20 protein-coding genes are annotated in these 20,547 nt (G+C 44.9%); 6 read left to right on the forward strand and 14 right to left on the reverse strand.

Annotated elements, in window-relative coordinates:
- Positions 1-143: 143 nt before the first annotated feature.
- Positions 144-563, reverse strand: coding sequence for a hypothetical protein (locus EMP01_RS08370; RefSeq protein WP_129021056.1), 420 nt, complete (start codon positions 561-563; stop codon positions 144-146).
- Positions 564-566: 3 nt separating this feature from the next.
- A complete protein-coding gene (locus EMP01_RS08375; RefSeq protein WP_202616026.1) occupies positions 567-1,325 on the reverse strand; it encodes a glycohydrolase toxin TNT-related protein in 759 nt (252 codons plus the stop codon).
- Between the two features lie 186 nt (positions 1,326-1,511).
- On the opposite strand from EMP01_RS08375, the gene EMP01_RS08380 reads away from it, so the two are divergent.
- Both EMP01_RS08380 and EMP01_RS08385 read left to right on the forward strand, forming a co-directional pair.
- On the forward strand, positions 1,512-1,796 hold the full coding sequence (locus EMP01_RS08380; protein ID WP_129021057.1) for a GNAT family N-acetyltransferase: 285 nt from the start codon (positions 1,512-1,514) through the stop codon (positions 1,794-1,796).
- Between the two features lie 22 nt (positions 1,797-1,818).
- A complete protein-coding gene (locus tag EMP01_RS08385) occupies positions 1,819-2,388 on the forward strand; it encodes an NADPH-dependent FMN reductase (RefSeq protein WP_129021058.1) in 570 nt (189 codons plus the stop codon).
- 335 nt (positions 2,389-2,723) lie between these two features.
- Here EMP01_RS08385 and EMP01_RS08390 read toward each other — a convergent pair whose 3' ends face one another.
- Complete coding sequence (locus EMP01_RS08390; protein WP_129021059.1) at positions 2,724-4,352, reverse strand: ABC-F family ATP-binding cassette domain-containing protein; 1,629 nt, start codon at positions 4,350-4,352, stop codon at positions 2,724-2,726.
- 309 nt (positions 4,353-4,661) lie between these two features.
- Here EMP01_RS08390 and EMP01_RS08395 point away from each other — a divergent pair, with 309 nt between their 5' ends.
- Together EMP01_RS08395 and EMP01_RS08400 are read left to right on the forward strand one after the other, a co-directional pair.
- Positions 4,662-6,119 (forward strand): hypothetical protein, encoded by a 1,458-nt coding sequence (locus EMP01_RS08395; protein WP_129021060.1) that lies wholly within the window; start codon positions 4,662-4,664, stop codon positions 6,117-6,119.
- Positions 6,120-6,251: 132 nt separating this feature from the next.
- Positions 6,252-7,079, forward strand: a complete 828-nt coding sequence (locus EMP01_RS08400) for a 2OG-Fe(II) oxygenase (RefSeq protein WP_129021061.1) — start codon at positions 6,252-6,254, stop codon at positions 7,077-7,079.
- Positions 7,080-7,081: 2 nt separating this feature from the next.
- On the opposite strand, the gene EMP01_RS08405 is transcribed toward EMP01_RS08400, so the two are convergent.
- The 8 genes from EMP01_RS08405 to EMP01_RS08440 form a co-directional block, all read right to left on the reverse strand.
- The gene (locus tag EMP01_RS08405) at positions 7,082-7,633 is read right to left on the reverse strand and encodes a DinB family protein (RefSeq protein WP_129021062.1); all 552 of its coding nucleotides are present in this window, start codon (positions 7,631-7,633) and stop codon (positions 7,082-7,084) included.
- A 57-nt stretch (positions 7,634-7,690) separates the two neighbouring features.
- Entirely contained in the window at positions 7,691-8,224 is a 534-nt protein-coding gene (locus EMP01_RS08410; RefSeq protein WP_129021063.1) for a Crp/Fnr family transcriptional regulator, read from the reverse strand.
- 98 nt (positions 8,225-8,322) lie between these two features.
- Complete coding sequence (locus EMP01_RS08415) at positions 8,323-10,263, reverse strand: SPFH domain-containing protein (RefSeq protein ID WP_129021064.1); 1,941 nt, start codon at positions 10,261-10,263, stop codon at positions 8,323-8,325.
- 337 nt (positions 10,264-10,600) lie between these two features.
- The gene (locus EMP01_RS08420) at positions 10,601-11,707 is read right to left on the reverse strand and encodes an FUSC family protein (protein WP_129021065.1); all 1,107 of its coding nucleotides are present in this window, start codon (positions 11,705-11,707) and stop codon (positions 10,601-10,603) included.
- A gap of 63 nt (positions 11,708-11,770) precedes the next feature.
- Complete coding sequence (locus tag EMP01_RS08425) at positions 11,771-13,720, reverse strand: heavy metal translocating P-type ATPase (RefSeq protein WP_129021066.1); 1,950 nt, start codon at positions 13,718-13,720, stop codon at positions 11,771-11,773.
- Positions 13,721-13,775: 55 nt separating this feature from the next.
- Complete coding sequence (locus EMP01_RS08430) at positions 13,776-14,213, reverse strand: Fur family transcriptional regulator (protein ID WP_202616027.1); 438 nt, start codon at positions 14,211-14,213, stop codon at positions 13,776-13,778.
- A 145-nt stretch (positions 14,214-14,358) separates the two neighbouring features.
- Positions 14,359-15,150, reverse strand: coding sequence for an anti-sigma factor (locus EMP01_RS08435; RefSeq protein WP_202616028.1), 792 nt, complete (start codon positions 15,148-15,150; stop codon positions 14,359-14,361).
- 49 nt (positions 15,151-15,199) lie between these two features.
- On the reverse strand, positions 15,200-15,802 hold the full coding sequence (locus EMP01_RS08440; protein WP_237559504.1) for an RNA polymerase sigma factor: 603 nt from the start codon (positions 15,800-15,802) through the stop codon (positions 15,200-15,202).
- Between the two features lie 88 nt (positions 15,803-15,890).
- On the opposite strand from EMP01_RS08440, the gene msrB reads away from it, so the two are divergent.
- Together msrB and EMP01_RS08450 are read left to right on the forward strand one after the other, a co-directional pair.
- Complete coding sequence (gene msrB, locus EMP01_RS08445; RefSeq protein ID WP_129021068.1) at positions 15,891-16,412, forward strand: peptide-methionine (R)-S-oxide reductase MsrB; 522 nt, start codon at positions 15,891-15,893, stop codon at positions 16,410-16,412.
- A 90-nt stretch (positions 16,413-16,502) separates the two neighbouring features.
- Positions 16,503-17,075, forward strand: a complete 573-nt coding sequence (locus EMP01_RS08450) for a fasciclin domain-containing protein (protein ID WP_129021069.1) — start codon at positions 16,503-16,505, stop codon at positions 17,073-17,075.
- 75 nt (positions 17,076-17,150) lie between these two features.
- Here the strand turns inward: EMP01_RS08450 and EMP01_RS08455 are convergent, their stop codons facing one another.
- Genes EMP01_RS08455 through EMP01_RS08465 form a run of 3 tightly spaced genes read right to left on the reverse strand, consistent with a single transcriptional unit; the run spans position 17,151 to position 20,537 of the window.
- On the reverse strand, positions 17,151-19,442 hold the full coding sequence (locus EMP01_RS08455; protein WP_129021070.1) for a hypothetical protein: 2,292 nt from the start codon (positions 19,440-19,442) through the stop codon (positions 17,151-17,153).
- Positions 19,443-19,444: 2 nt separating this feature from the next.
- Positions 19,445-19,825, reverse strand: a complete 381-nt coding sequence (locus EMP01_RS08460) for a hypothetical protein (protein ID WP_129021071.1) — start codon at positions 19,823-19,825, stop codon at positions 19,445-19,447.
- Complete coding sequence (locus EMP01_RS08465) at positions 19,818-20,537, reverse strand: YiiX/YebB-like N1pC/P60 family cysteine hydrolase (protein WP_129021072.1); 720 nt, start codon at positions 20,535-20,537, stop codon at positions 19,818-19,820. The genes EMP01_RS08460 and EMP01_RS08465 overlap by 8 nt, the downstream gene beginning before the upstream one ends.
- Positions 20,538-20,547: the final 10 nt, after the last annotated feature.

A 20,547-nucleotide genomic window follows, 5' to 3' on the forward strand; every position in this document is an offset into this window, starting at 1 on the left:
ACAAAGTCTGGCATTATTGGTCCTTTTGTTGCCGGACAAAAGGACGAAGAAAATAGTTGACTATATGCGGATAGTCAGTTAATACAAAATATACTAAATGGGCGCGTTGATCAACGCGCCCATTTAGTATAATAGCAGTTCATTTATCTTATGGCATATTGCCATACACCCGATACCTCCAGTATTTCGAGTCCCGGCTGTTGCTCGCCGTAACCGAATATACATATATGTGGCGTGTTGCATTTATGGCAATCGGTACCGAAATATAAGGTAGGCAGGTCGCGTACGGTCAGTGCGCCTACATGCAGCATGCTCTGATGGGTATGTTGCAGGGCCTTATGTTCCAGCAGTTCCTCTTGCTTCAGCCTGGGCATAGTGCCGTCATAAAGACTTAAAATCGGGAATCCGCTTTCGTAAGGCGTAATCAACAATGGATTGGCTTCTCCGCATTGGGTACAGTGAAACTGCGTCCAGGCAGATGGCCTTGTTTCTTCGTTGCGGAATTCCTTTTTATCCACTGCAGCCGCTTTCAGCAGGCGTATGGTATGGTCTATTCTGTACATAACTTATGGAATTATGGTTCCTGCAATATTAGGATATTTCCCGCTGGGAGATTGCTTTATAATTACTTTTATATATCCCTCCTTAGCCAGCTGGTTCCATGTTTTTGGATAGCCACTGGCCGGGTCTACCGGTATCTTCCACATAGTTTGTTTACCATTGCCGGCTTGTCCGAACCAGGGAATGATATCTGCGGTCTGTCCTTTAAATGGCAGATCTTTCAGCACTTCAATCTCATAATAGAAATCGTATGTATTTTCTGGCTGGTTCAGCGCTCTTTGGGTAAATGTATAGCTCTGTCCGTTGATCAGCGGACTGGTAAAGCTGCCACCAAGGGTAGGTGTACCCGTTCCGGCATAATTACCTACTGCAGCGCTGTAACGGTCAAATTTCATTCCGGCTTTAAGCGGTACATCGTCTACAATGTTGTAGCCACCGTTAGCCGGAGGCCAGCCACCATTCCAGCTGTTGGCTTTAAAGAGCGCTTCCAGCTCGTTCCACATTTGCTGGTTGTACAGGTCAAAAGCCGCCTGGCGTTGCTCAGCGTTCAGTGCACCGTTACGGTCAAAGGTAGCGGCAAACGCATCGGCATTCTTAAAGAATGGCGCCACGGCCGGTTTTTCAATATCCGTAAGGTTGATGGCTGAGCCTACTGTAGCAGCAATAGCGAGCGCTGTGTTGTGTCGGGCCTGGCTGCCATAAAAGGAGAGCAGGCAGAGGAGGGTGCAGAGCATCGCCCTCATAGAATGTTGTAGTTTGTTCATAAAGGATGAGTGTTAATTAACAGTGGTGTGAAAATAATAGCTGAAGACGATTAAAGGAAGAACCTGTACATTATATTTTAGTCATTTCGGGATAAATTGACCGATCTTATCATAGATCAATATTCAGTTTACATTAGGACTTTACCTTTGGATTCATTAACTTAACAATCTAACAGACAGAAAATTATGGATATATTACACATACACAATGAGAGCAAAGGCAGTTTCAGGGCAGTAGCAGAAGATGGTCGCCAGGCGGGAGAGATGACCTATACTCATGCCGGACCAGGCAAGTTTATTATCGATCATACAGAGGTTGATCCTGGATTCAAAGGTCAGGGTGTAGGGAATAAAATGCTCATGGCTGCGGTGGAATATGCCCGCCAGGAGCACCTGAAGATCATGCCGCTTTGCCCATTTGCAAAAAGTGTTTTCGATAAGACCCCGGAAATAAAGGACGTACTCTTTTGATTTATAAAACAGATACACAGATATGAAAAAGAAAATCACCGCTTTCGCCGGAAGCAGCAGCCGGCACTCGATCAATAAACAACTTACGGAATATGCCTTGCGCTTTTTTCCGGAGTCAGCATATGAAATCAACCTGCTGGACCTGAACGATTTTGAAATGCCACTCTTTTCTGTCGATAAAGAAAAGGAACAGGGTTATCCGGAGCAAGCACACCGTTTTTTAAAAGAAATTGGTGATGCAGACCTGATTGTTTGTTCGCTGGCAGAGCACAACCGCAGTTACAGTGCCGCGTTTAAAAATCTATATGACTGGTGCAGCCGTATAGAGGTTAAGCTGTTTCAGCATAAGCCCATGCTGCTGATGAGCACTTCTCCGGGCGGATACGGTGGGGGTAATGTAATGAATACCGCAAAAACATTCTTTCCGCAGTTCGCAGCATATGTGCTGGAGACCTTTTCCCTGCCTAAGTTTCATGAGAACTTCAAAGAAGGAAAGATTACGGATGAGGAGATGAATACACGATTTGAAGAAACGATCAAACGTTTTCAGCAACAAGTAGAAGAGGGGAGTTATAAGGAAGAGGGAAAGTGATTTTCTTAATGCAGAATTTATAATGCCTTTTTGAGCGATCTGTATGGTACGGATCGCTTATTGTTTTCATCACAGCGATAGCCATTTTGGAGTGGAGATGCGATCGTTGAGCAACGAACGGATCACACGTTAAGCTCAAACGATCAATGCACGCAACGGTACAAAATGGCAGTGCTTTGCAATCGCCTTGATGAAAACAAAGGCATTTTTGGTCCTTTTGTTGCCAGACAAAAGGACGAACAAAAGGATTGTGTATATCGGACAGTCATATTGTATTATAATAGAGAAGGGCTTTGCATTTTGCAAAGCCCTTCTCTTTATGTTCGTAACTGCGCTTAAGCATTTACCTTGTGTAATTCTTCTCTTTGTGCAGCAACACGCTCATCGCTGATGTACTCATCAAAGGTCATGTCTTTATCCAGCATACCATTTGGAGAAATCTCAATGATACGATCTGCAACAGTCTGGGTCAGTTCATGGTCACGTGAAGTGAAGATAACCGTACCTCTGAAGTCGTTCATACCATTATTCAATGCAGTGATAGACTCCAGGTCCAAGTGGTTGGTCGGCTCATCAAACATCAACAAGTTACCTTTCTGCATCATCATACGGCTCAGCATACAACGTACTTTTTCTCCTCCGGACAGTACATTACATTTCTTCTGTGTTTCTTCACCACTGAACAGCATGCGTCCCAGGAAGCCACGGATAAATGTTTCGTCCTTCTCTTCTGAGTATTGACGTAACCAGTCTACCAGGTTCAGGTCAACACCTTCAAAATATGGAGTATTGTCACCAGGCAGGTAAGCAGGAGTAATGGTTACACCCCATTTGAATTCGCCTTCGAAATCAGTATCTTCTCCGCTCAGGATTTTGTAGAATGCAGTTGTTGCCAGAGAGTTTTCTGATAATACAGACAGTTTCTGACCACGCTTCATATCGAAGTTCACATCTTTGAACAGCACTTCACCATTCAATGTTTTGCTCAGACCTTTTACTTCCAGGATCTGATCACCGGCTTCACGCACCTGGTTGTTGAACAGGATAGCTGGATATTTACGGGTAGATGCCGTCATATCTTCCAGTTTGATCTTGTCCAGGGCTTTCTTACGGCTGGTTGCTTGTTTAGATTTAGAGGCATTGGCCGAGAAACGGGCAATGAACTCTTTCAATTCAGCAATCTTATCTTCCGCTTTCTTATTCTGATCAGTACGTTGTTTTAACAATAACTGGCTTGATTCATACCAGAACGAGTAGTTACCGGTAAAGATAGTGATCTTGCCGAAGTCGATATCCGCAACGTGTGTACATACGGTATCCAGGAAGTGACGGTCATGCGATACAACCAGTACGATCTTGTCATAATCAGCCAGGAAGTTTTCCAGCCAGCCGATTGTTTGCAGATCCAGGTCATTCGTAGGCTCATCGAGCAGCAGGATGTCCGGGTTACCGAACAGGGCTTGTGCTAATAATACCCTTACTTTTTCATTACCATCCAGGTCCTGAACATTAGCATAGTGCTTGCTTTCGCTTACACCCAGGTTGCTTAACAGGGTAGCAGCATCACTTTCAGCATTCCAGCCGTCCATTTCCGCAAAAATACCTTCCAGTTCGCCGGCACGGAGACCATCTTCTTCAGTAAAGTCTTCTTTAGCATAGATGGCATCCTTTTCCTTCATCACACTGTACAGTTCTGTATTACCCATAATTACGGTTTCCAGTACCTGCGTTTCATTATATTTATGGTGATCCTGCTTCAGTACGCTCATACGCATACCTTTAGAGATATCTACCTTTCCTCCTGTTGGGTCTATTTCTCCGGACAAAATTTTTATGAACGTAGATTTGCCCGCTCCGTTTGCACCAATGATACCATAGCAGTTTCCTTCCGTAAACTTAAGGTTTACATCTTCGAATAGCACACGTTTCCCATAACGAAGGGAGAGGTTATTTACATTAATCATTTTGTTTGTGAAAATTTTGAGGTCGCAAAGGTACGACTATAATCGACCATTATAAAATTTATATATACTCTTAACAATTATTCCATAGTTCCATAACAGGACACTTGTATAAAGTGCTTTATAATCAATGTTATAGTATTATACTTTTAAAATATGTTTAATGTGTAATGGGGCATTATGTAATCGTGGTATGATGGATACAATGAGCATGAATACTTCTTATATGCATTTTCCGGCTGTGACAATGATATTGAAATAAATCCCATTAATTATCCTGCTTTTATCACAACTCCTTAATATTTTCGTGGAATGAATGATAAACTCAAGAATATAGGTATAGCCTACAATATTTCTTTGATCTCTTTGCTGCTGTTAACACTGTTGTCGCTTGTGGCATATAAGGAGAGAACAATGTTTGTTGATTCCAGTTTCTTTATTTTAAATATCCTGAGCAAGAAGACCTTCTTTTTTACAGAGTTCAGATTAGGTGCTTTTATTACACAGATAGGTGTTTTGGGTGCAAGTTATCTGGGCATGTCACTAAAATCTATACTGATGATTTTTTCAGTAGGATTTTATCTGTTTTATATTGCAGCGGTTCTCCTCATTGGGCTACGATGGAAGCAAAAGCAATTTGCGATTTTATTATGTCTATACCTGATTTTGTTTATCAGCGATGGTTATTTCTGTACGGTAGGGGAGATTTTTCAGGGTATTACGTGGATGTTCCTGTTTTTTGCCCTGTATTTCAATCAGCAGAAGCCGCATCGTTGGTTTAGTCATGTGCTCTTATGCAGTTTTGCCTTTCTCGGATTGATATGCCACATGATCATGTTGTTCCCATTTGCATTTTTATGGTTGTACCTTAATGTTGATAATAGTCCTTTAAAGGCATTATGGAAGGACAAGAAATTCTGGATTTATTCTGTGGTATTACTGGGATTGGGATTCATGCGATACCAGATCAGTAATTCGGGATGGTATGATTCTATGAAACTGTCACATGTTCATGATATGAGTGTGCACAGCCTTTTCAATGCGTTTACATCCGGGCATGCCATCACATTTGCCAAATTGCTCCTGCATAATTACTGGGTTATCATTCCCATTTTATTGGCAGGGTTTGTATTGCTGATTAAAGACAAAAAGTTTATTCAGCTGGGTCTGGTATTGCTGTTTGGCCTTGCCTATTTCGTGCTGGTTTGTGTGGTTTATCCTGATGCTTATGACCGCAATATGCTCTTTTATTATGAAAATGAATGGGCACCTCTGGCCATTATCCTCGCCACACCCTTTGTCCTGCAGATTTTTGAGGTGCTCCGGAACAAGAAGCTGGTGCTGGGCATCTTTGCTGTAATTGTAGCCATCAGATTGTTTTATATTTTCGATGCCTACCAGTTTTATCATCACCGTTTCGAAAACCTGGATGCTATTACCACAAAACTGCATGAACAGGGCATCAATAAGGCACTGATTGTAGCAGATGAAAAGACGGCAAATAAAGATTTTGTAATGACCTGGGGTACGCCCACAGAAAGCATGCTTTTGTCAGGCGTGAAGCAGTATGACCCTCTGGTTACTTTTAAAATCGTAGATAAAAACTTTCAGATCAGGCCGATTGCAGACTCCTTTCATGCCTGTTTTAATGTATTGCCGAATACGTTTTTAAACAAACGTTATTTCAATCTGGACAGTACCCAGGAATATAAAGTTTTTGAGGGCCTGGAACAATTCTCTACTAAAAGCAACCTGGAGCATTACAAGTAAATGCAATGTTGCCCGTATTTCCTTGATACCGAATGCTGTTTTTTTTCGAAAACCGGCCATCAGAACGGACAATATATTTGAAGGAATAAACGTACTTTTGAGTGCCAAGATAATGATCAGCCAATAAATCTTATGACCAGCCCATATACCCGAGTACAGCTTGCCGATATGATCCTGAAACGTTTAGAACAGGAAAAGGACCAGTTGGAGCAACATTTCAAAGCGACAGATAAAATTCATTCCTGCACTATTGATAATTTGCTGCCGGAAGAGATTGCCTTGCAGATTTACAAGGCGTTTCCAACCCCGGAACAGATGGGGGAGCATCGGTCTATAAGAGAATATAAAAAGGTGGCGGCACAGATGAACCTGTATAATCCATTGCTGGAAGAGATTATATATGCCTTCCAGGATGAGCGGGTAGTGCGTATTGTAGAGGCTATAACCGGTATCCCGGATATGCGTCCCGATGAGCATCTGTATGCCGGAGGCATCAGCCTGATGACCAAAGGAAATTTCCTGAATCCGCATCTGGATAACTCACATGACAATGATCGCAGCCTGTACCGGGTACTGAACCTGTTGTATTATGTATCGCCGGACTGGAGCCTGGAAAACGGTGGTAATCTCGAATTGTGGGATCATGGTACCGAACAGCAACAGCGAACTATAGTCTCGGCATTTAACCGCCTGGCACTCATGATCACCAACAAAACCTCTATTCATTCGGTAAGCAAGGTAACTGCTGAGGCTAGCCGTTGCTGTGTATCCAATTATTATTTCTCTCCGCACTCACTGGAAGGCGGAAACTACTTTCATGTAACCAGCTTCTATGGCCGTCCTGAAGAGCCTGTGAAGAAAATATTACTGGCACTGGACCGTAAGCTGCGCAACCTCATACGCAAGCTTACCGGTAAGCGCATCGTGGAGACAAAACATATCTACAAAAAAGATCAGTAAACCTACTGTTGCTGTTGCAGGCATCGCATCGCCTGCTGCATATGGCGTATCTCATGGTTGAGTAAGAAGCGGAACGTATCGCCCAGTCTTAACCTGATGAGTTTGCTGATGCTGATACCGGTCTTTGTTTTGGCAAGGTCTACCTTTTCTGCTTTGGTCAGCAGGTTCAGTAATTGCTCCTGCTGACGGATATATTCCTTAATAACCGTTTTGTCTAATGTGCTATGGATCGGATTCATAGCCGTAAATGTTTTCATCTTATTCAGTTTAGCCTTGGGCAGCATACTGTTGGCAAAATAATTGCCCAGCCATCCACTACGGAAAGTTGTGGTTGCTGCATACCGGCTTTTAGCTATAGCATTGCCGATCTCCGGAATGTAGAAATGGCCGTAGAGATTCAGGTGTTGCAGGCATTCCAGTACACTCCAGCTTTCCGCTGTGGCACGCCAGTTCAGCACCGCCTCCGGTAAATCCAGCAGCGTGCTCGCCTGTTGTTGCTGCTCCTCCAGAATCTGTTTCAGATTTGCAATCAGTAAGTGTGTCTGTATCTTCATAAAATAGTTTCTTTATGCAAAGATCAGGAACCAGTTACGTATGATTATTGATTGAGATCAAGACTTTTTAAGCCGGGAGAGGGTTTCCGGGCTCATGCGCAGGTAAGAGGCAATATATTTGTTCGGGATCTGCTGAAATAATTGCGGACTGCGTGCCAGTACTCTTTCATAGCGGGTTTTAGGCGCCGTAGTAAGCAGGTCTATCTCCCGTTCCATCTGCTGTACCACCAGATCCTCCATCAGCCTGGCCCATAATTGTGTATAGGCAATGTCTGAATAGACCCATTGCATAAACGCTTCCTTCCGGATGATATGCACTTTCGTTTTTTTGATTGCCTGCATATAAAAAGAGGTCGGCTGTCCGGTTAGAAAAGCGTCCAGGGCTACGATAATATTACCTGCATATCCAAAGCGGATGATCTGCTCTTCGTCCTGGTCCGTAACATAAACCTGTACCGATCCTTCTTCGATATAATAAATGTCTGTAGCCATTGTTCCCGCATGACATAAATAGGCATTACGGGCATAAACTTGCTGTTGCATGGCAATGCCGTTTTGAATAAGGAGATCCAGTAATGCCGCAGGTTGCATGAAACAAGATTAGAGTACCCTCAAATGTACTATAAAATCAATAAAGCGCTGCCTTTTCGGGCAGCGCTTTATATGTATAAACAGGATTTGTATCCTGTTTATGGATTTACTGTAGTATCTTCCTTAGGCTTATTGATCGTGCGATCACTGTCCATCATCTCCATCAGCTTCAGTCCCAGCAAACCACTCATAGGGCCGTCATTGCCGCCGTTACCGCCGATCAGCACTTCCGGAATCACTTTGATCTGGTTTTTACCAATCTCTTCCGTGATTTTATAACGGGTAAAGTTATCGCCACCCATCGCTTTAACCTGCAGTTCATAGGCCTCAGCGGTAGATTTACCAATCGCAAGAATTTTCTCTGCCTCGGCATTACCGGTTTTGGCAATGCGTTCTGCTTCCGCACTGGCATTCAGTTTGGTCGCCTCGGCCTGCGCACCTGCACGGGCTTTAGTAGCCTCAGCTTCGGCCTGCGCCCTCATTTTGGTCGCCTGTGCTTCCGCGTCTACCTGCAGCTTCATACTGGTTGCATCACCCTCCGCTTTTTTAACGGTCGCATCGGCAGTACGTTGAGAGATTTCTACACTTTGCTGTGCTTTTACAATCTCTTTCTGCATATCGGCAATGGCTGTTTCTTTTTCTACCCCCTGGCGTTGCTCCTGTGCCATTCTCTGTGTCTGGTAGGTCTTTTGCTCCTCTTCCGCAATCTTACGGTCGGTCAGGGTTTTCATCAGCGCCTCCGGAGGTACGATATCCCCGATCAGGGTATCCACCGCATTTACGTTATATTCATCCAGCACCTGTCTGATATGGTTTTTAGCCGCATCCTGTCTTTCTTTACGGGAGGTAAGGAAGTTGATCACATCACTATCCTGTGCCGAGTTACGGAAATAGTTACCAATGGTCGGTTCCAGTACCTGAGATACCAGGTTGTTCATGCTACCGAAACGGGCAATTACTTTTGGAGCCTCATTGGCCGGAACGTGTATGATCTGTGCCACATCCAGGTTGAATGGGAAACCGTCTTTGGAACGAACGGTAATCGTAGACAGGTTTTTATCCAGTGCATGTGCCTCACTGCGGGCATTGGCCCAGTTCAGTACCAGGTTGGTTGTTGGTACCAGTTCTACCTTCATCGTATATACATTGATCGGGTACTTACCCGGACCCAGTGGTTCAAGCCATACCCCACGGAATCCTTTCTGCACAATATTGCCATGTCTGAAATGCTCACCGGTTACATCCTTGCCATCCTCACCTATATAGCTGATCACGACACCTACATGGCCAATGGGTACTTCTGTCATCACCCTTTCTTCGATCTGTACTGCCCATGGGTTGATGTAGTAAGAACCGGCAAGAATGACCTGCGGCTGCAGACCACGGTTACCACCCTGACCCAGGAAGGTGTCTATATCCTGAAAGTTATTGTGGCCATCTACATGCCGTCCGGCGATCTGTCCCGAAGGCAGCGGATCACCGTCCAACGTAGTAATGATCCCTACACGGTTTTCGCTGATGGCAATCTGATCAGTAACCGTGATTTCAAAAAGATAAGTATTGATACGGTATGAACCGGCAGTGATAAATTCAGTCTGACGGCCACGCTGTCCGCCATTCTGCAGGAACTTCTCCGCATCCTGAAAATTATCGCAGGGGATCTTACGGGCCAGAATGCGTCCTGTAGGGATTTCTGCACCATCTTTAGACAATACCAGCCCGATCTTACCTTCGGGTATCACGATAAAAGGTTGCATATCTATACTGTACTGCCATATCCACATGCCCCAATACAGGCCGGGAGCAAGCGTTTTGGCCTGGAAGCCCGCCTCGCCTTTCGTGGCAATGATGCGGCCATCTGGTAGTGATTTGGATGCACCGAAGAGTACGAATTTTTTAGTGACCATACCGATCCTGTTCTCGGGCACTATGACCATGCCCAGCAGGACGCGTAAAATAAATTTGTGCAACACTGCACAGATCAGAAGTAAAATGAGAATAATGCTCAGCGCTTTATGCGCAAGTAAAAATGAAAACATAATTATGATTGTTTTTAGTATGGAAAATAAAAGGTCATTCCCGAAGCATATGCTTCAGGGCAGGAGCGTGAAATAGACACAAGAATGGCTATTAGTACTCCATAAATATTGAATAAAGGGATGTTTACACTTTCGGAGGAGAGGTGTTAAACTTGTGCAGTATGAAAGCCGTAATAAACAGAATGGGCTTGAGTGTGTTCACCGTGTTGTGATTTGTACCACAAAGATATATGTGTTTTGAACAAACAAAAAAATCATTAACACGAAAATGGTGTAATCGTTTTGTTAATGATTTTTCTATAGCCTGGAATGCTTGAGGATAGTGGATTTGCGGGGACTATACCTGTCTTCTATGGATAAATATCCTTGTCTTGCGAATCTGGCGTACGGCTCCCTGGCGTATTTTTTCATGATAGATAAACCAGCCACCAATAGCACCGATCAGGCTACCGACCAGTATATCAGTAATGCGCGCACTCAGCAGGTGATTGGGATCCTGTACCAATGGATTGGCTGCCTCTGCCAGTAAGATCGTCATAGGGGTAATAAAGATTACCGCCAGTGCATAATGGCGGCCGATCAACAGTTCTACTACAAATTGCAGTACAATAATGCTGATGCAGATACTGAGCGGAGTTTTGCTGATCGACAGTGCCAGCCAGCATAAACCCAGTCCTACCAATGTACCGATAACGCGATGTACTGCACGGCGCCAGATGTGTACGCGAGATACACCCTGCATCACTGCCAGACAGGAAATAGGTATCCAGTACGGATTTTTAAAGGCGAGTAAATGGCCCGTCAGCAGTGCTGCGAACATGAACAGGCCCATAATGCCGGATTCTACAAGGGAAGTGTATTGATTGTTTCTTATCGTAACGGATATATTTTGTGCTGATGCCGGAGCCTGTTTGCGCAGCATCAGCAGGCCATATGTCAGGCCCAGCAGGCAGGCGAGCATAGAGCCCAGGCCCAGCAAGCCTATTTTCTGTGGTATTAGCGAAAGGTCAAAAGGCTGGCAGCTGGCCATTGAGGCCATCATAATAAAGAAAAAATTTCCGGGAGGTTTCGTTTTAAAGAAGGACACAATCCAGTGTGCAGCCATCGCCCAGAGGCCAAATACCACCGCCGAAACATAAGGATTGAAACTGAAAAATAAACCAATAGTATAGGAGAGCATAAAGCCGAATGCGCAGGTCAGCAGGGTAATCATGCGATTGGCCAGGGGCAGGGAAGGAGCATAGTACAGGATCACCAATCCACCCATACTGGACACCAGGCTGTTCTTCAGATTACCGGTACACAAACCAATGATCAGGGGTATACCTACCGATAGGGCCGCCAGTACCGGAATGTGCCAGACACGATTACTCTTGTTCAAATGGAAGAATGCCCTGATCTCTTTGCGCAGCTCCTGGCGGAAGCCTGGTCTTTCTGTACTCATATCCCTAAAACTATCCTATGGTTCTTTGCAAAATTAATATTTTCCTTCGAGGATATAAGATCGCTAAAACTGCTTATGCTGTATACGTATGGCATTTACAATGGCCAGCAGGGCCACACCCACATCGGCAAACACCGCCTCCCACATCGTAGCCAGGCCGCCGGCACCCAGGATCAGCACAACAGCTTTTACCCCGAATGCAAGACCTATATTCTGCCACACAATCTTTCTGGTAGCTTTCCCGATGCGTATGGCCATTGGTATTTTGGATGGCTGATCGTCCTGGATCACCACATCTGCTGTTTCGATAGTGGCATCACTGCCCAGCCCACCCATAGCAATACCCACATCACTTAAAGCCACTACTGGTGCATCATTTACCCCGTCGCCCACAAAGGCAATACGCTTCTGTGGTGTCTTTAACGCTTTCACCTTATTTACCTTGTCTTCAGGAAGTAAGTCTCCGTAAGCATGCTCAATATTAAGTGTTTGGGCTACATACTGCACCACGGTACTTTTATCTCCGCTGAGCATAGTGGTCTGTACACCCAGCTGATGCAATTGCCGGATGGCCTTTGCCGCATCTTCTTTGATTTTATCGGCAATCGTCAGGTAGCCGATATACTGATCCTCATAGGCTACCGCAATAGTCGTATATACAATAGCAGAGGTGTCTGTGTCGTAGCGGATGTTAAAATGGTCGAGTAGTTTGAAATTGCCTACCAGTAAGGCTTTACCATCGTGTAAGGCACTTAATCCCTTTCCGGGTATTTCCGTAATATCGGTTAGGTTGATATTTGCTGAGCTGTTCCCTACATACTGGTGAATGGCCGTTGCAACCGGATGTGTACTGTTCTGTTCCAGGGCATTGATCAGTTGTAATATGCGGGTTGTATCAGTACCGGGAGCAAATACAACATCCTGCACTTCAAAGACACCTTCGGTAAGTGTGCCGGTTTTGTCCATCACCACATGGTCAATATTGGCCATAAGGTCGAGGAAGTTACTGCCCTTGAAGAGTATGCCGCGCTTACTGGCCGCACCGATGCCCCCGAAATAGCCAAGCGGGATAGAAATGACCAGCGCACAGGGACAGGAGATCACCAGGAACACCAGCGCACGGTATAGCCACTGCTGGAAATTGTAGTGCTCCATAAACAGCATGGGCAACAAACATATTAGTGCCGCCAGCAACACTACGATGGGTGTATATACGCGGGCAAATTTGCGGATGAATAACTCTGTCGGTGCTTTCTGTGCCGTTGCGTTCTGTACCAGTTCCAGTATTTTGCTGAGTTTACTGTCGGCATAGTCAGTTTTAATGCGCACTAGCGATACACTGGTGAGATTGATCATCCCGGCCAGTACAGTCTCCCCTTTAGTTTTGGTATCTGGTTTGCTCTCTCCGGTCAGTGCAGCAGTATTAAAGGATGCCGTGTCGGACAAGAGTATGCCATCTAGCGCCAGCTGCTCTCCGGGCTTTAAACGGATCACCTGATCGATCTGTGCCTGGTTTGCTTTGATGGTACTGTATTCATTATTCACCACAATAGTTACTTCATCTGGTCGCTGATCCAGCAGTGATTTGATATTGGCTTTAGCACGGCGTACGGCCATGCCCTGAAATACTTCTCCTATTGAGTAAAACAGCATCACTGCAACGCCCTCCGGGTATTCGCCAATACTGAATGCCCCTATGGTGGCTATGGCCATCAGCAAAAACTCTGAGAATACATCTCCTTTACGAATGCTTTTTAAGGCATCCCGCAGCACCGGAATGCCCACCGGAATATATGCTGCAATATACCACAGCAGTCTTACCGGTCCGAAGAACCATGCCTGTGGCCACCAGTTATCCATTACAATGCCAAGGCACAGTATGATGAATGATAAGATTGCCGGAAGAAAGAAGCGGAAGGTTTGTGTGCTGTTACTATGGTCATGTCCTTCATGGGTATTCAGGACCGGAGTATCATCGTGGCAATTGCATGATGGTTCGCTATGTTGGGTCATAATGCTTGTTCTTTATTGTTGTTCTGTACAAAGGTACTCATCAGGGTGTGCAATATTATTGCATTGTTCCGGCGCAACGGTCACAGATGCCGGAAGCGGAGAAGCGCCATTGTACCACAGAAAAGCCCGGTGGGAGTGCCATTACAGAAAGGTCTACCTGGTGCAGGCAGGTAGTGTTTCTGCATTTGGTACAGAAAAAATGCAGGTGATCATCATGATGTATACCGGTTGCGCAAGACTCATCGCAAAGCAGGTATTTGGTTACCTGTTGTTCCTGTATGCTATGGATCACTCCCTTCTGTTCAAATGTTTTCAGGGTGCGGTACAGGGTTATGCGGTCTGCTTTGTGAAAGTGCATTTCAATATCAGCAAGCGATACCGCAGCCTGCTGCTCCAGCAAATATTCCAGGGTCAGCAGGCGCATGGCTGTAGGCTGAATCTCTTTGTTCAGCAGGATCTGCACGTTACGTTCATCATTCTGTCCGGCGTTCATAAACTTAGCTTTTACTGTGTATACAAAGATACATGATCTGCCCTGCAACCCGGTTGCATTTTGCATATGGCTATTGCCCAAAGCGCTCATACGACAATACCCGGCGCAAAGGCCGGGTATTGTTTAAATAAAATCAAATATTGTGTTAGATTTCGCCCATTACATACATATTCTCCATAGTCGGAGTAGGGCTGCCCCCTGCATGTTCCAGAGTAATGGCAAATGCCTGCGCATGCTCGATAACATACATTTTCTGCACCATGTCGCCAGATTGCTGGTCATACATACCGGCATCTACCGGTTTGCCATCAACAATGGCCCACAACTGGTATTGCATATTTTCCGGTGCTTTTGGTAGGTTCTCCAGACTCAGGTACGTCTGCTTAGTTTTATTGTCTACATAAACCATAGCTTTCATACCCGGGTGTTTTTCCACGCCTTTCAGCATTACCGTTTTCATTTCCGGATTGCTGCTCATGTCCCATTTTCGTTGCAGTTGATTATAGGCAAGTGCAGTATACTGTTGCTTTTGCTGTACAGCTGCCAGCTGCGTTTTCATACTGTTCTGCTCGCGGACCAGGTATGCAAGGCCTGCAATACTTACCAGTAACAGCAGCGATGCAGCCATGGCAAGAGTACGGAAGATATTCTGTTTCGCTCCTCCAGTTGTTACTTGCGGAGTAGCAGGTATAAATGCAGTGGTATTACCAGAACTTGCCGGGGCAGAAGCGATGCTTTCTTCTTTTGAAGAAGATGCTTCTTCTGCCTGTATTTTGGACCAGATTGCTGCTTTCAGGTGCGCAGGCGGAGGCACAGCCTCTTGCGTAGCCAGCCCCTCAAGGCTTAACTGCGCATCGAGTACAGCCTGTCTTACTTCAGCATTATGCTTCTGTACACACTGCAGAATCTGAATTTCTTCTTCTGTAGCGAGTCCCATGACATATGCCTCTATAATACCTGATGATATGTAAGCCTGGATATCCAATTTACTCGTAGTCTTTTAATAATTTTCTTAATTCAGTTAATGCGTTCCGCGTTCGGGTTTTCACGGTACCAATCGGGATGTTGAGCTTCTCTGCAATTTCTGTCTGGGTGTATCCCTGGAAGTATGCCAGCTCTATCAACTCCTGCCACTCTTTCTTCATGCTGTATATAATATTTTTCATGCCGATCTGGTCACTTCGTTTGATCCCCGTTTCATCTACCTGACCGGCTAGTATGGGTGGATCATCCTTATGTACGAAATTGTGGAGAGATTGGTTTTTCTGTTCATTCTGATAGCCTTTTGACTTCAGAAAGTCCAGTGCCGTATTCCGGGCAATGTTGATCATCCAGGTATACAGGCGACCCTTGGATGCATCGTACTGGTCTATATTCTTCCAGATTTTCAGAAACACGTCCTGTATTACCTCTTCGGCATATTCAGAAGCGAACACTACTTTTAAAATAAGGCCATAGATTGCTCCCGAATAATTATCATACAGATAATTAAACGCCTTCTCATCTTTATTTTTCAATAAAGAGATCAGTTCTTCTTCGGAGAGTTTAACGGTCGGATTCAATAGCGCCTGGTTCGGTGTGTATGGCAAAAATATAAAAATTAACAGACTGACAAAGTTTTTTTGAAACCATTGGCAAAATCTTTTCGTAGATGAACACAAATAAATTACATCAGCAATGAAAAAACAAATCGCTAAAATAATCTGTATGACGCTGATAGCCGGCCTTACGGGCCTGTATGCCTGTAACAGTACGGCACAGAATACCCCGCTGCATAATCCGTATTATTCCCGTACCGATACCACACACTTAAAGGTGAGCAATGCAGAGTGGAAAAAAGTATTGAGTCCGGAGTTATATGCCGTGTCCCGGGAGGGAGAGACTGAAATGGCCTTTACAGGGAAGTATTACGAGTTTGATGTGAAAGGCACGTATTACTGTGCCGCTTGCGGTAATCCACTGTTCCGCTCTACCTCAAAATTTTCGACTACCTGCGGCTGGCCTTCTTTCTTTGAAACACTACGCCCCAACAGCGTACAGTATAAGGATGACTATTCTTATAACATGACCCGTACAGAAGTACTCTGTGGCCGTTGCGATGCACACCTGGGCCATGTATTTGATGATGGTCCTGCACCTACAGGCAAACGGTTTTGCATGAACTCGGTAAGCCTGGAATTTGAACCGGATCAGAAATAATTTTTTGCAAATAAAAACCGGGTCTTTCTGTTTCTCGTAGATAACATCAAACAATCAAATAATAACATTCATCTCATTAAATGTAAAAACATGAAAACAAGCACAAAAATTATTGCATTAGGTATGCTGGCGATGAGCTGCACATTCGGTACAGCTGTACAGGCACAGAAAATGGCTAAAGAAAAAACCGTAATGGTAGGAGGCGCACCAATGTACCCTTCTAAAAATATTGTAGAGAATGCTGTTAATTCTAAAGACCATACAACACTGGTTGCAGCAGTAAAAGCTGCCGGACTGGTAGAAACTTTATCATCTGCAGGACCATTTACCGTACTGGCACCAACCAATGCAGCATTTGACAAACTGCCTAAAGGTACAGTAGAAACGCTGGTGAAACCAGAAAATAAAGCTCAGCTTACAACCATTTTAACTTACCATGTATTGCCTGGTCGTTTCAATGCAAAAATGATCTGGGATGCGGTAAAGAAAGGTGGTGGTAAAGCGAGCATGAAAACAGTACAGGGAGAGGAACTGACTTTCTGGACTAAAGGAAAAGACTTGTATGTTAGAGACCATAAAGGCAACGATGCGAAAGTAACTATTGCCGATGTAAATCAGTCTAATGGGGTAATCCATGTGATTGACCAAGTGTTGATGCCATAAGTTTGGTATTATTTTAGTGTAAAAACAGCCCGGTAATCTTACCGGGCTGTTGCTGTATATAGGAATAATATCCTTTTAGATCCTCACAATTCCATACTCTTTGTCGAATTTGGCCAGGTACTCACCTATAGAAGGAACTATTCTCTGGGTTCTGACACAGGTGTTTTTGTACGGTATACATTTAATGATCGAGTCTGCAATGCCATTGTCAAAAGTCACCATCAATTTGATCGGAACATCCAGTTCTGCAGCTGATTTAGAGCCCAGGGTCAGGGTTTTGCCATTGGTTGTATATTCAAAATCTTCGTTTTTGACTTTAACTACACCACTGGCCTGCTGCCCAAGCGCATGCCCATCAACCACCCAGGTATATGTTGTTACCTGCAGGTTGCCATTTATTCTGGCGGTAAAGTTGGCTGTTTTTTTATCCCGTACGGTAATATAACGCCCTATCCAGTTACCTGCGGGTTTATTTACCTGCATAATCTGCGCTTTCAGGATATTGTCATCTACCATTACCGGCAGGCGCTCCATTTTGTGTACCGTTGTACCCGCTGGTACAGCAGCGCGCATTACATGAGCAACGCTTTTCTGCGCTTGTGTTGCAATAGCAGTTAGCCTTTCCTGCATTTTATAGTTGATGTTACGGGCATCTATATAGCTGACTTCTTCCAGTTTGATGTGTTCATCAAAGAAACGGAACGGTTTGCAACTGAAGTTGCCGCTGAAGTCGATCGTATAGATATCAGATTTATAGGTTTTATACCGGATGATAAACTCATCCCTCGTTACATTGACGACTACGAAGAGGCCCAATGCATTGTCGGATGTTCTAATAGCCGTAATGCGTCCTGTTTCGAAATACTGATCTGAAATAAACGGTATGGGCACATAATTGGCGAAGTAGGGTAATGGCAGATTACCGGTTATGCCATATGTGAGCATCAGCAGATCGAAGTGCCTCATGGAGGAGAACGGTTTGCCATTGGCCAAAGTTGCTATAGCACTACCGCACAATACCTTCAGGTTCCGGCTCTGTTCCCAGCCCTCCAGGCGCAGGTCTGCACCTCCGAATTGCTCATTTTTAATGATGCCGTTATCCAGGTCGAAATATTGACCGCTGCGTATCGTCAGTACACCCTCCGACTTAACCGGCCAATACTCTCTGGGCGACATATCGTAGGTGACTGTAAGGTCATCAATAAAGGCCTGATCCAGTATGGTGTCAATACCCACCAGCTGTATACTGATATCATCAATGCCATTGATCGAATCCGTTACCTGCCCGGTAATGTTTTCAATGGTAGACTCGATTACAGATTGTGCGATCCAGAGCAGTAACGGTACGATGATCGCACCGACAATGGTTCCGGTTACACCGAATATTATACCGCCCAGCAGGGCACCAAGTACAGCAGCGCCAATCCAGCAATACCATGGGATGTCAAGATCTATATCCGGGTTGTCGGTTTCAAAGCTGACACGCAGCTCTCCGCCTACAATAGCTACCCGTATTCTTGCTGTGAACGAGCCACTGGCCTCATAACAGAAGCCACTTTTGGCGACGCGTCCGGAGAGTACGATATGATCATCTGCCGGCCTTACGGACAGATTGGTAAGCCTTACCCCATCGCGGATTTCGAAGTTGCCATTGAACGTACAACCGGAGAAAGAGCCCGCCGGAAGGCCAATGCCACTTTCTATGCGTGGACTGATGTTCCTGCAGATCCAGTCGAAATTAATGGCTACTGCCGCTCCTGCACCCTCGCGGGCGAAGGCCGAGGTGAAATCATTAATATTGCCTGCTGCACCGCCGCCGTAGGTCAGCATAATACCGATAGCATCATTATTCGTAGCCGTACTGTCATCGATTACTTTGACATCTGCTCTCGTAATAGAAGTGGTGCTGGTACTGGTTCTGTTGACCGGGATCGGGATCAGCGGAATGTTATTATTGTTCAGCTTATCCTGGATAAATGTTGCAGCAACAGTAGTAATCGCAGTCGGTATTCCTGAAACACTAAGGGTGCAGCGGTATATTTTATTGATGAAGTCGAGAATGACTTTATCAAAATCGCTGTCTGTGCGGTCTACGTCCATGCCGACCACAACTTCCAGTGTGCCGGAGTTGCCACTGCTGAAGTTTAAATTAAATAAAAGGCGAACCGGATTAACTGCGCTGGCCGGAATGCCGGCAGGGCGGTTGAAGTCAACGGATAATCCGAATCCGTCCAGGCTCCCGATGGTAGCGGGTAGCAGACTGCCTAATAAGCCATCATTATCGAAGGTTGCAGACAGTAAATTTTGTATGGTTAGCGTACTGATCTCGATAACCATATCGAAGCCGTGAGTTTGTGTGCCTGCCATGATTATTTATCTTTAATGGTTATTTTAATATTGGGATTCATGATCTGTCCATTGGGCAGAACAAAGCCCTGAGCGGCAAATTGCTCTTCAAGGTTGAAGGCTGCCATTCTTTTTTTGAGCAGAGGGCTGATCTCAATTTTTGATTTGCCGAAAAACTGAACCGGATCTTTCATCAGCAGGTTCATCTGCTTAGGATCTCTCAGTTGTTTGAGGATTTGCTCCTCGTTGCTGAACAACTCTTCCATATGCATTTTGATATGGGGTGCGAGTTTAGATAATGTTTCGGCATAAGGTGCTTTTACAGGGCGGTCCTTGCCTGTACCGGCAGTACCATCCAGGCCTTTGGCGGGCGTGATACTTCGGTTCGTGATTTTTTTAGCCATTGCATACAGTGTTTTTGTTGATTATTTTTTGAATTCTTTCTGCGCCTACAGATTGCGATGCGAAAACAACCTGAAACGCTTTAGTGATAAAATCGTCCGGGATCAGAAGGTTACGCTTGCGAAAGAGGACACGTCGTGGTTTTAGTTTCACCTCGTAGCGGGAGAGGAAATCGTCATTGCAGACGTAGACCAGTTCCGTACAGGAGAGGTTACCGATATTGGAAAAGTCGAATTTGAAATCGTAGCCTTTACCCAGGTTTTTCAATGCTTTCTGGTATACATTTTTGAAGTCAGCTGCAAAGTCAGCATCCGGTTCTGTATCGGCACTGCGCCGGAGTATAACCAGGTAATCGCATTTGCAAAAAGTGATGGCATCTTCCATAAATACCCCTTCAGCCATAGAGTGAATGACCACCTGCCGGCCTTCGTAGAATTTACTTTCCAGTACTTCAGGTAGCAGCAGATCTTTTTTATTGGTCTCTCCCAGGTATAAACCTGCGTGACTGAAAAATCCGGGAATGAAAAAGCCGTCTAAGTAATTGCTGTAACCGCGTATCATAATGTCGCCGGGCTGCAGGCTATCGATCACTTTCCTGATCTCATGGCCTTTTACTTTATAACTGCCCGGATCATAGAGCATGAAGAACGGAAACTTAAACACCTTTATATCACCGAAAAATTTCAGGAAACCGTTGCGTATGGAGGAAAACATGATCTTGGAT

The organism is Edaphocola flava, assembly GCF_004118155.1.
Taxonomy (GTDB): domain Bacteria; phylum Bacteroidota; class Bacteroidia; order Chitinophagales; family Chitinophagaceae; genus Edaphocola; species Edaphocola flava.